Origin of the sequence: Prochlorococcus sp. MIT 1300, assembly GCF_034092375.1 — a bacterium.
GTDB lineage: Bacteria > Cyanobacteriota > Cyanobacteriia > PCC-6307 > Cyanobiaceae > MIT-1300.
The window spans coordinates 566,225-578,784 of record NZ_CP139302.1; the positions used below are offsets into that span (position 1 = coordinate 566,225).

The window sequence follows — 12,560 nt, forward strand, 5'->3', positions numbered from 1 at the left end:
GATTGGAGAGATCTCCCTCCGCATAAGTATCCTGAAACCATAAGCTGTTTTTAAAATCAAATAGTCCAGAATGGATCGAGTGAGCAATACGATTGGCTTTTGAGCTTTAACAAGGTCAGCCATCAATAAGTTCCATGGAGATATCAGAGCAACCGCTAATAACTAAAGCCTTGAGGGAACATTCTCTAGGCAATCTTGAAGAAGCATCCAACTTATACAAGTTAATTATTGAAGTTGAAAAACCGGACTACAGAGCATTTATTAATTATGGGGTCATTTGCCACCAAACTGGGCTTACAAAAAAAGCAGAGGGTTTATATCTAAAATGCATTGATTTATTTCCTCTAGAATCTGATGCTTATGCAAATCTAGGTGGGTTATTAAAAGACCTTGGCAGATTAGATGAAGCCGAATCTGCATGTAAAAAAGCTATTGGAATCAACCCAAAGAATATAACTGCTCTATCTAACATGGGTAGCATTATGAAAGAGAAAGGAGATCTTAAAGGTGCATATGATTTTACAAGAGAAGCAATTAAATTAGACGAAACACAGCCAGTTCTATACGCAAATATGGCGGGAATTTTGCAATCACAATCAAAACTTATGGATGCGGAGAAAAATATTAGAAAGGCTTTAGAACTAGATGCTAATTTGAAAGATGGGCATATGAAACTAGGAATCATATCAAGAGAACAAGGAAAATTAGATGAAGCAAATAAGGCATTTAAAGAAGCAGTCTTAGGAGATCCTGAAGATCTAAACAAGTATCTACTAGCAAGTTTACAACTAATCGATATTCCAAAATCAAAAGATGAAATAAGATCCGAGAGAAGAAAGTACTACTCAAAAATAGATAAGCTTCTTAAGCTAGAAGTAAATCCTAAAAATAACAGTCTTGACATATTTACAGAGATGTTTTGGCTTGCCTATCACAATTGCGATGACGACAAGAAGATACTAGAGAGCTTAGGCCTCGTACTACAGAAAAAACTAGCCAAAGCACAATACAAGTCTATTCAGAAGAAAAGCATCAAAGGCAAAGGGCCTATTAAAATAGGAATTTGTTCTGAATTCCTTAGAAATCATACAATCGGGAAATTAAACAAAGGCTTAGTTGAAGGCTTAGTACAACAAGGCTTTGAGGTGTTTGTTATCACACCTCCAGCCACTAAGAATGATCCAATAAGAGCGGAAATAGAAGCATTAGCAACAAAATCGCTGGCGCTTCCATGTTCACATGAGCAAGCTTCTTTAATAATTAATAATTTAAATCTAGATTTTTTATATTACCCAGATATAGGGATGAGTCCTTACACTTATAAATTAGCACTATTTAGACTGGCAAGAATACAAGTGGTTAGCTGGGGGCATCCAAGTACAACAGGATTGAATACAATTGACTATTTCATTTCCTCAAATTACCTAGACAATGATTCAGCCCAATATAATTACAGTGAAACCTTGATTAGATTTTCACGCATACCTTGCATTTACAAGGCACCCTTGAAGCCTCTAGAAATTTCCATAAAAGATTTGATTCCATTAAAAAAGCAAAAAATTCTTCTTGGCATCCCACAATCACTATTTAAAATTCACCCCGATTACGATTTAATCTTGCTTGAAATACTAAATAGAGAAGAAGATACCTTATTAGTGCTGATAGAAGGTGCAAATATAAATCAAACAAATAGGCTTAAAGAACGCTGGAAAAATTTAGATTCGAAATTAATAGAAAGATCTCTATTCCTAGCCAGAATGGATCAAAATAGCTACTTACAACTTTTAAATGATGTTGATATTCTTCTTGACCCTTTTTATTTTGGTGGTGGAAATACATTTTATGAATCAATGGTTTTTGGTACTCCATGGGTAACAATGCCGACAAATTTTCTACGAGGGCGAATAGCTTACGCATGCTATAAACAGATGGAGATAAAAAATGCTCCTATAGCAAATAACCCTAGAGAGTACATAAAACTATGTTTAGAATTAGCTAATAATCCTGCATTGAGGGCATCAATTAGGAAAGAAAGTCGAAAAGCGGCAAAAACAAAGCTTTTTGAAGACAAAGAAATAATTAATGAGTATGTTCAATTCTTCAAGAAAGCACTTGAAGCGGAGCAACAAGGGGAAAAACTGCCAAAGGGGTGGACGCCTCAGAAGGGGAAAAGCATCCAAATCTAAAATTACTCAAATTAGAGTTGTGCAAAAGCACAATCTCCTTACCTCTCAAGGGTTAGAAAGTAGAGGAGTTCAAAGGATGGAAAGAATTTTCTAGACGAGTTCATTTTTTATCGCGGTTTCTTCTGGATTCGTCATTTGCCAACGTGGTCTTTACAAGATCCTGAAAGCCTCCCTTAGCAGAAGCTATACCAAACATAACAAGGAATGACATTCCAGAAATAACAATGACAGTTACCTCTAATGGACTTAAGGCCAAAGCAACGGAAAAAAATAGATTCATCTCTTTAAAGTTCCTTGCTGACTATTAGAAGCTAAGCAAAAAAGGGGGAAATCAGAAAACTGGTCAGCAATAGAAGATCAAATTCACATTTAATGTCTTGAGTGTATAGATTCTGTTGGATTGCAAAGAACATTGACTAACATCCTTCCTCTTCTAGAAGAGTCTCTTGGGCAACCACCTATAGGTGAAACGAAGAGTTTCATATGGCTAGCGACTCCTATTGGTATAGCTGCATTATGTAGACCTGGTAGTCAATTGGGCAAACCACCTTTTGATGAAGCAGTTAAGGAGGGTGTTGAGGTATCAATTGACCTCAGCAGAGAAGATAGAGAATTTCATCAAACTGAACAGGGTCTTGTATTATTGTTCTACTCATAAATTGCATGCCAGAGATAGAGAATATATTTCGGCCTTCTATAAAAAGATACCATCAGAGAATCAAAATTTTAACATTTGCTGAATAGTATTTATTGGATTATTAATTGCCTCAAGTTTACTAAGGAAATCTATAACCACTACATTTAATTTTTCCTATAACATTATTAGAGTATCCTTATCAACCAGGAGAAAGTGATGATTTATTGGCTAATAAAAGGAGCTTAATAGAGTTAGTATATAATTAATGAATAGAAAAATCGTAAGGTATGAAACTTAAGTATCTTTATTTAGTAGTTCTAATTACTTCTATCACTAATATTCCAGTTGTTGAAGCAATGGGCCTACTGAAAAAGCTATGTTATGCGAGCTTAAACACAAGAATTTTTACAGCCAGGCAAGTATTACCGATTGGCCTAAGAGAGTATTCTTGTAATTGCTTTATAAACGAATTCAAGTCAGGCAAGTCGATAGGTTCCTCAAAAACGATCTGCAAAAAAAAATCAATTGAAAAGTATAAACTCAAGTCGAAAGTTAAATAAAAAAGAGTTTTTTAAACAAAAGGTGTTAATTAAGATTTTTCCAAAGAGCCAAGCCTCCTCCTCTACCCCTAGCCGATAGCCATGAACAATCAGGGCCTATACCAATAAGAGCAAAGAAGGGCCAGTTATTTTTTGATGGGCCTTTGAGAGAGCGAGTAAGGAAAGGTTTTTCAGCCACTAGTAGTTCTATTCGCTCAAAGAAAAAATATAAAATAGGCTGAGAACCTTGTAAGTATCCAAAGCCAAAAAACTTGATGCCAAGAATTCCGAACTGAATTGAGTTAGTAATGCATAGAGTGCAATCTTTATTGGGGACATTCTCATCTAAACTATCTTTGTCTAAAACGTCTATCTTAAGGTTAGCGGAAAAAATCCTTAGGAATGAACTTGTAAGGTTATCTTGCTTATTCTCTTTATTCTTCCAAACGGTTTCAAAAGTCCAGGTTCCTATAAGCTTCTGTAGCATTATTCCACTACCATTCTTTCTAACATAGTTCTCTTTTTCTAAAAGCTGCTTTAAATCAGGCATAGGAATTGGTTGATTACTAGAATTTTTATCGTGATCTAAAGGTTCATCTAACTGATCCCTATCAGCAAATTTTCTAATTCCTTGTCGCAAAGCATATATGGTGAAGAAGATTATTAGATCGATTAATAGGAACTTTTCAATATTCATAAATTTAGAGCATTAGAAGTACGAATTGTTTATCGATGAAGGAGAGATACTTACTATAATAAAAGTAAACATTAAGCTGGTTTTAGCCTCATTGCCTTTGTAACTTTTGCCACAATTGCATCATCAATGTCATTATCAGTTGTCTTAACATACTCTTCTAACATCTGAACAAGGAACATCTTCATTTGCTGCTTAAAAAACCTTTTCAACATTATTAGAAGTATAGGTTTTAGTAATAGGAAAAGAAAGCTCATACCAAAAGTCAGCCAGGTCTAATGATAGCGCTTTTTATCAGTGACTAGTAGAAGAAACCTGACAATAGCTTGCAATCCCCTCCAAATACCCAATAATTAGCTAAAGCTCTTTAAACTCATGCCAATTGTTAGCTTCTGGGAAAACCTGAATAGTGAAAACAAAATTTTAATCAAACAGATTGGTATAGCTGCCATCTCTCTCTATATTGTATCCCAATTAGTAGTATTTCTATTTCCAATAGCCCTAACATCTCTAATAGCCTACTTGGGATACACAAAATACATTTCCCCCAACCCAAGAGTCATGAAATAAAAAGATAGCCTATTTTTTGCTTTTATAGAGCTATAGTCTTCTCATGGTAATTTAAATCAGTAGATATGTTCTTTTAGTAATGTATACTGACTGCATTTACAAAAACTCATATTAATTGGGTCATTAAAAAAATAATTGCGGTAAATTAATTATTCTAGCCTAGCTTGCTAAAGGTAATTTTTAGCTAAGCACTATAAAAAAATTACACAAAGGATTCTTCAAGTGCAGCTTAAAGATGAAAAATATATAGTCCCTCTTTAAACATAAATTGAAAATTACATGCTTTGTAAAACCAATGCAATCTTTCTGCTAAGCTCAAGAAACATTATTTATAAAATCAAATGAAAAAAAATAAATATTGTCATGGGACTTTTCTTTCTCTTTTTATTGCCGCGATATTATTTCTTTCTCCAAACCTGTTAATCTCTGAGGCCAGGGCAACTGAGAATAACTCCCTTTCACCATTGGTATCAGATGCAAGTAAATCATTTTCTGAGAATTTCTGCGGTTCTATAGATAATGGCTTAACACCTGAAGAGGCTGGAGAATTAACTGCAAAAAAAGCAGTTAAAGGTTTAATGTTCTCACCAATCTTTTCGGAAATAATGGCAACGCCAAAAGAATATTTGGCTTTATCAATTTCTAAAGATATATATGATGGATGTGGGAAAAGTCTTGAAGTATCGCGAGAGGAGCTTGACAACTACCTAATTACACTTGCAAATAAAATTCCGAACAAATCAAACAATAATAACTTCCCAGTAGTAAAACAAAAGCCTTCTTCAAAAATTCTATGATCGCTTAGCTTTTAACGAACCTCGGAGATTTCATAGTAAGGACGATCTGCATAATCAGCATCGGAACAACATATGTCAGCATAAATCTCCTCGAGTAAATCATAGGCATCGTCATAATTATCAAATGATTGAATCGTGATATCATCTTCTTTTCCGTCACTTCTAGTGATAATATATTTCACGATAGACTATATAAGAAATTGAAAAGTATAGTACCTAATCATGAGATAGCACCATTAAAACCTTCGAATAGAAGTTCTACACATTGAATAGGAACTCCATCACATCTCCCTCATTAACAATATATTCTTTACCTTCACTGCGAAGCAATCCCATAGTTCTTGCTTCTACTAATGAACCAGCTTCTAGCAACTTCTCACAACCAATTGTCTGTGCCCTTATAAAGCCTCTTTCAAAGTCAGTATGTATTACTCCAGCAGCTTGAGGGGCAGTCATCCCTGATTTTATAGTCCATGCACGAGTTTCCTTTTCTCCAGTAGTAAAATAGGTTCTCAATCCCAATAAATGATATGTTGCCTTTATAAGGCAGGTTAATCCTCCCTCAGAAACTCCTAGGCCTGATAAATAATCTAATCTTTCCAAGTCACTAAGCTCAACAAGTTCAGACTCAACCTGAGCAGATATATGTACAACTTCAGCGCCCTCATGCTCTGCAAAGCGGGCAACCTGATCAGAATATTTATTGCCAGTTGCTAGGTCATCTTCATTTAGGTTGGCTGCATAAATAATTGCTTTAGAGGTAAGAAAACCGAGTGGTTTAACAATTCGTTCCTCGTCAGGATTTAATTTAATATTCCTAGCAGCCCCACCTTTTTCGAGTTCCAACTGGATTTTGGAAAGAATCTTATCTTCTAACTGTGCTTCCTTGTTATTACGTATCTGTTTCTTTAACCGTTCACGTCGCTTTTCTAATTGTGTGAGATCGGCAAGACCTAACTCAAGGTTAATTACCTCTGCATCCCTAGCAGGATCTACAGAGCCAGAAACATGAATGACATCTTGATCTTCAAAGCAACGCACAACATGAACGATTGCATCTACTTCACGGATATTGGCCAGAAATTTATTTCCTAAGCCTTCTCCTTTACTAGCTCCTTGAACAAGACCTGCAATATCAACAAATTCGATTCTTGTTGGTATTAGTTCCTTGCTCTTACTTAACTCAGAAAGCAATTGCAAGCGCTCATCAGGAACTGAGACGCATCCAACGTTGGGCTCAATCGTGCAGAAGGGGAAATTGGCTGCCTGGGCTTGGGCATTGGCAACAAGAGCATTAAACAATGTTGACTTGCCAACATTTGGTAATCCAACAATTCCTGCTTTAAGCATGTGCTGAAATCTCGCTGATACCTGCTGACTAGATAAGCCAAACCAACTTAATGCCCCCTAGGTCATAAACCCAAAAAACTTCCAAATCCTAAGTATTCTCCTAGCTAGAGCCAATCACCAACTAACATCTATAGATTCCCATATTTGACTGCCCAACTTAAAAAGTGAGTAAAAGCACTTTGCAACGCAAAAACTGGTTGGGGCTTGGAGCTGTTTTTTTTATTTTGACAGCTGTAGGAGGCATAACCGCCCTGAAGCTCGCCCCATGGAAGGTCAAGGTACGTGATGTGACTGAATACACCGTCTCAGCAGAAAGTGGCAAGCTGCCTGCTCTTATTACAGCGAGCGGCGAATTACAAGCAGAGCGCACTGTGAATGTCAGTCCTGATAAACAGGGCCTGCTAGACCAGCTATATGTCGATGAAGGAGACTTTGTTAAGAAGGGGGAAGTGCTTGCAAAAATGAATAGCGGTGACTACGTATATCGCTTAGCGGAGTTAAAAGCGGAATATGAAACTAAAAAAACGGCCTTTGAAAGAAGAAAAGAACTATTTAATGAAGGGGCTATTAGTGCTGAAGAAAATGATGAATATAAGAATCTATTCCTTAAAAGCAGAGCTCGCTTTCAACAAAGACAAGTTGAGGGTAGTGAACTTTTAGTAAGAGCACCTTTCAATGGATTAATCACCGCTCGATATGCAGAGCCTGGTTCTTTTGTTACTCCTACAACTCGTGCCTCCTCCAATGCTGGTGCCACAAGTACTTCTATTCTTGAATTGTCCGAAGGGCTTGAAGTCTCCGCCAAGGTTCCTGAAAGCGATATTGGAAGAATTCGCATTGGACAAGACGCATCTGTTCGTGTAGACGCCTTCCCAGACAAGCAATTCAAGGCACAGGTTTCAGAAATTTCACCCAGAGCAGGTAAAACTGACAATGTCACGTCCTTTGATGTAACTCTAAAGCTATTAAAAGAAACATCAAGACTTCGAATTGGAATGACTGCTGATGTCAATTTTAATGCTGGTGAAACTAAAGTCAGCACCTTAGTTCCTACTGTGGCAATAGTTACTAAAAATGGTAAGCCTGGAGTGCTTTTAGTAGGTAAAGACTCAAACCCAAAATTCCAAATAGTCGAGCTTGGTACTACAAGTGGAAGCAAAACAGCCATAATTAAAGGTATAGAGCCTGGAACACCAATTTTTATCAACTTACCTCCATGGGCTAAACAAAAACAAAACTAATAGCCCTAAGGAAACGTTGCACTATTTTAAAATGTCAACTGCCACGGAAAAGCCCATTTTACTTTTAGTTGATGGTCATTCCTTGGCATTTCGTAGCTTCTATGCCTTCAGCAAAGGAGGAGAAGGAGGGCTTTCTACGAAAGAGGGAATCCCAACTAGTGTTACCTATGGCTTTCTAAAATCTCTATTGGATAATTGCATAAGTCTTAAACCCCAAGGTATTACTATTGCATTCGATACTGCTGAACCAACCTTTAGGCACAAAGCAGATCTAAACTACAAAGCTAATAGGGATGTTGCACCAGATATTTTCTTCCAAGATCTCGAGCAACTGCAAAAAATTCTAAAAGAGGAATTAAATCTCTCAATTTGTTTAGCCCCTGGCTATGAAGCAGATGATGTTCTTGGTACTCTTGCAAATGAAGCTTCTAAAGATGGTTGGCGAGTAAGAATTCTCTCAGGTGATAGAGATTTATTCCAGCTGGTAGATGACAAGAAAGAGATAGCAGTTCTATATATGGGAGGAGGGCCGTATTCCAAAAACAAAGGTCCTAAACTAATTAATGAGGAAGGAGTACTGAATAAACTGGGAGTGGAACCCAAAAAAGTCATCGACTTTAAAGCACTTACAGGAGATAGTTCAGACAATATTCCTGGAGTCAAAGGGGTAGGTCCAAAGACAGCTATAAACCTTCTAAATGAAAACGGTGACTTAGATGGAGTTTACAGGGCTCTAGAGGCAGTCGAAGCTAAAGGAGAAAAGGCCACGAAGAGTATTCTAAAAGGTGCCCTAAAAACCAAGTTAAACAGTGATAGAGAAAATGCATACTTATCTCGTTTTCTAGCTGAAATTCTTTTAAATGTACCTATCCCAAAAAAACCAATTCTTAAGCTACAGCAAGTTGATTCAGTTCAGCTAAAGAATACATTGGAAAAACTGGAATTAAATAGTCTTGTCAACTTGTTACCTAAGTTTGTTGATACATTTTCGGCCAAGGAACTTAAAAAAGATAAAGTTTCAATCGAAAGCAAAACACTTAAAAAAGCTTCTAGCTATACGGAAGTTCTAAAAGAAAAAACACTTGAAGGTCTGCCTAATGAAAATAAAATTCCTGAATTAAAGCCAATTGTTATCGATACAACTCTAGCATTGAAGAAATTAGTCGATACCCTTCTCACATTTACTGACCCGCTTAACCCAGTTTCATTAGATACTGAAACCACTAGCTTAAACCCATTTAAAGCACAGTTAATAGGCATAGGTTTTTGCTGGGGAACAGGGCTTGAAGACCTTGCTTATATCCCAATTGGACACATTGAAGAAATATCTGCATCAACCACAGAAAAACAAATACAACTTCCATTAGAGCAAGTTTTAAACGCAATTTCCCCTTGGCTTTCAAGTTTTAAACATCCAAAGGTATTACAAAATGCCAAATACGACCGTCTAATACTGCTTCAACATGGATTCATTCTAAATGGGGTTGTATTTGATACCTTGCTTGCTGACTATCTAATAGATTCATCGGCAAAGCATAGTTTGGAAATAATGGCAAAAAGAGAGTTTAACTTTGCACCCAAATCATTTTCAGATATTGTTAGCAAAGGAATGACATTTGCTAACGTAACAATTAATGAGGCTAGTTTATATTGCGGAATGGACGTATATGTCACCAGGAAGCTCACCACCATACTAAAGAATTATTTAGAAGAGATGGGTCCAAGTCTAGTTAGCTTACTCCAAGAAGTTGAGCAACCATTAGAACAAGTTTTAGCTGATATGGAAACTACTGGAATTCGCATAGACCTCAGTTACTTAGAAGATCTTTCAAAGGAACTTATCAGTAAATTAAAAGATATAGAAACAAGAGTCTATAAACTCGCAGGAGTAAATTTTAACCTTTCATCACCAAAGCAGCTTGGAGAGGTACTATTTGAACAACTAAAGTTAGACAGGAAGAAATCAAGAAGAACTAAAACAGGTTGGAGTACCGATGCGACTGTTCTTGAACGACTAGAGAATGATCATCCAATAATTACTCTATTAATAGAACACAGAACAATTAGTAAACTGCTCACTACATATGTAGATGCACTGCCTGCCTTAGTTGAGAAAGAAACTGGTAGAGTTCATACCGATTTTAATCAAGCAGTAACAGCAACAGGGAGACTGAGTAGTAGCAATCCAAACCTGCAGAATATTCCAGTTAGAACAGAATTTAGTAGAAGAATAAGAAAAGCTTTCTTACCTCAACAGGGCTGGCAGCTCATTAGTGCTGATTATTCCCAAATAGAGCTTAGAATACTCGCACATCTTTCTAACGAAAAGGCTCTAAAAGAGGCCTATCAGAATGGTGATGATGTGCATGCTCTTACCGCCAAAGTTCTGCTTGAAAAAGACTCGATTACTGCAGAAGAACGACGTCTAGGGAAAACAATTAATTTTGGAGTTATCTATGGTATGGGAGCGCAACGCTTTGCACGTTCAACTGGTCTAACCATTAAACAGGCCAAAGAATTCCTCAACAAATTCAAGGATAGGTATCAAATGGTGTTCTCCTTTCTTGAACTCCAAGAAAAACTTGCGCTTAGTAGAGGCTATGTAGAAACATTATTAGGTAGGCGAAGGAAATTTAATTTCGACAAAAATGGGCTTGGTCGTCTAAAAGGTATAGACCCATTAGAAATAGATTTAGAAGTAGCTCGCAGAGCAGGGATGGAAGCTCAGCAACTAAGAGCAGCAGCAAATGCCCCGATTCAGGGCTCAAGTGCTGACATAATTAAAATCGCAATGGTTAAGCTAAATAAACAACTAAAAAATAGTGAACTTCCAGCACATCTGCTTTTACAAGTACACGATGAGCTTGTTCTTGAAGTGCAGCCTGAATCTATTGAAGAAGTCAAAGCCTTAGTAGTTAAGACAATGCAAGAAGCAGTTGAACTCTCTGTACCCTTATTAGTAGAAACTGGTATTGGAAACAATTGGATGGATGCCAAATAGCATGCATCTACTCTCAAAACACCTAATAGCCTGATCGTGCAACTAAGGCTCACTAACACTCTAAATGGACGTATCGAAGACTTTCACCCCATTAAGCCTGGGAAAGTCAGCATTTATTGTTGTGGAGTAACCGTATATGACCTCTGTCATTTAGGTCACGCAAGAAGTTACATCGTTTGGGATGTACTCCGCAGATATCTCACTTGGATTGGATACGAAGTAACGTTTGTACAAAATTTCACCGATATTGACGACAAAATTTTAAAAAAAGCTAAGGAAGAAGGAAGTACAATGCAAATAGTAAGTGAAAGAAATATTCAAGAATTCCATAAAGATATGGATTCTCTAGGAATTATTAAACCCGATCGAATGCCTAAAGCAACCAAATGCCTCGATCCAATTCGCAATTTAATCAAAGAACTTCAATCCAAAGGTGTTGCTTACTCTATAGATGGAGACGTGTATTTCTCTGTAATGAAACACACTAACTACGGGAAATTAAGTGGTCGAGATTTATCACAACAACAACAAAATGCTGATGGCCGAATAAAAGAGTCAGAAGAAGCTAAAAAACAGCACCCTTTCGACTTCGCTCTATGGAAATCTGCCAAACCCGAAGAGCCAAGTTTTCCATCGCCATGGGGTCAAGGAAGACCTGGCTGGCACATAGAGTGTTCTGCAATGGTAAAAGAAGAGCTTGGAGAAACTATCGATATACATCTTGGTGGAGCCGATTTAATTTTTCCTCATCATGAAAATGAGATAGCCCAGTCTGAATCTCTCACTGGCAAGCAACTAGCAAATTTCTGGTTGCACAATGGAATGGTCAACGTAGGTGGCCAAAAAATGAGCAAGTCACTTAATAACTTTACAACAATAAGAGCGCTTCTGAACCAGGGTATATCACCAATGACTCTTAGGCTTTTTGTTTTACAGGCGCATTATAGAAAGCCACTAGACTTTACCCATGAAGCATTAAATGCGGCATCCAAGGGTTGGGAAGGTTTAAACAAAGCCTTATCACTAAATATTAACCATGGGGAAGAACTAGGATGGACTAATGATTATCTCAAAACAAATAATAATTTGAATTCAAAAATAGATCTAGCAGAAGAAGATAAAATGTTTAGGCTAGCAATGAATGACGACCTCAATACCTCAGGAGGCCTCTCGGTAATTTTTGAGCTTGCAAGGCCTCTACGAACATTAGCCAATCGACTTGAGCATGGTGAAGCTAATCAATTAAGTGAAGGCGAGAAAAGAGTCTTCTACCAAAAATGGGTATCTCTAATTGAGCTTGCCAAGGTTTTAGGGTTTAAGCCAGAAAAGATTATTAACTCTAAGCCCCAACAAGTAAACGAAGAAAGTATATTGCAAGCAATAGAAGATAGGAAAAAAGCCAAGTCAAACAAAGATTATTCTAAGGCAGACAGTATCCGTGAAGACCTAAGGCGCTTAGGCATTGAGTTAATTGACAAATCAGGAGGAATAACCGAGTGGATTAAAAAATAAAAGCAGTAAGCTCTGTACTGATTCAAAAAGACT

The 12,560-nt window shown here is 37.0% G+C and carries 9 protein-coding genes; 6 read left to right on the forward strand and 3 right to left on the reverse strand.

Annotated features, from left to right (window positions below; translation table 11 throughout):
* Window positions 1-170 precede the first annotated feature (170 nt).
* Window positions 171-2,186 (forward strand): tetratricopeptide repeat protein, encoded by a 2,016-nt coding sequence (locus tag SOI83_RS02990; protein ID WP_320677154.1) that lies wholly within the window; start codon window positions 171-173, stop codon window positions 2,184-2,186.
* Between the two features lie 100 nt (window positions 2,187-2,286).
* Here SOI83_RS02990 and SOI83_RS02995 read toward each other — a convergent pair whose 3' ends face one another.
* Complete coding sequence (locus tag SOI83_RS02995) at window positions 2,287-2,466, reverse strand: hypothetical protein (protein ID WP_320677156.1); 180 nt, start codon at window positions 2,464-2,466, stop codon at window positions 2,287-2,289.
* Window positions 2,467-2,598: 132 nt separating this feature from the next.
* On the opposite strand from SOI83_RS02995, the gene SOI83_RS03000 reads away from it, so the two are divergent.
* A complete protein-coding gene (locus tag SOI83_RS03000) occupies window positions 2,599-2,844 on the forward strand; it encodes a hypothetical protein (protein WP_320677157.1) in 246 nt (81 codons plus the stop codon).
* 564 nt (window positions 2,845-3,408) lie between these two features.
* On the opposite strand, the gene SOI83_RS03005 is transcribed toward SOI83_RS03000, so the two are convergent.
* The gene (locus SOI83_RS03005; protein WP_320677158.1) at window positions 3,409-4,059 is read right to left on the reverse strand and encodes a hypothetical protein; all 651 of its coding nucleotides are present in this window, start codon (window positions 4,057-4,059) and stop codon (window positions 3,409-3,411) included.
* 908 nt (window positions 4,060-4,967) lie between these two features.
* Here SOI83_RS03005 and SOI83_RS03010 point away from each other — a divergent pair.
* Window positions 4,968-5,423, forward strand: coding sequence for a hypothetical protein (locus SOI83_RS03010; protein WP_320677159.1), 456 nt, complete (start codon window positions 4,968-4,970; stop codon window positions 5,421-5,423).
* Window positions 5,424-5,681: 258 nt separating this feature from the next.
* On the opposite strand, the gene ychF is transcribed toward SOI83_RS03010, so the two are convergent.
* Complete coding sequence (gene ychF, locus SOI83_RS03015; RefSeq protein ID WP_320677160.1) at window positions 5,682-6,773, reverse strand: redox-regulated ATPase YchF; 1,092 nt, start codon at window positions 6,771-6,773, stop codon at window positions 5,682-5,684.
* Between the two features lie 164 nt (window positions 6,774-6,937).
* Here ychF and SOI83_RS03020 point away from each other — a divergent pair, with 164 nt between their 5' ends.
* Genes SOI83_RS03020 through cysS form a run of 3 tightly spaced genes read left to right on the forward strand, consistent with a single transcriptional unit; the run spans window position 6,938 to window position 12,527 of the window.
* On the forward strand, window positions 6,938-8,014 hold the full coding sequence (locus tag SOI83_RS03020) for an efflux RND transporter periplasmic adaptor subunit (RefSeq protein ID WP_320677162.1): 1,077 nt from the start codon (window positions 6,938-6,940) through the stop codon (window positions 8,012-8,014).
* Window positions 8,015-8,045: 31 nt separating this feature from the next.
* A complete protein-coding gene (polA, locus tag SOI83_RS03025; protein WP_320677163.1) occupies window positions 8,046-11,015 on the forward strand; it encodes a DNA polymerase I in 2,970 nt (989 codons plus the stop codon).
* Between the two features lie 36 nt (window positions 11,016-11,051).
* A complete protein-coding gene (gene cysS, locus SOI83_RS03030; RefSeq protein ID WP_320677164.1) occupies window positions 11,052-12,527 on the forward strand; it encodes a cysteine--tRNA ligase in 1,476 nt (491 codons plus the stop codon).
* Window positions 12,528-12,560: the final 33 nt, after the last annotated feature.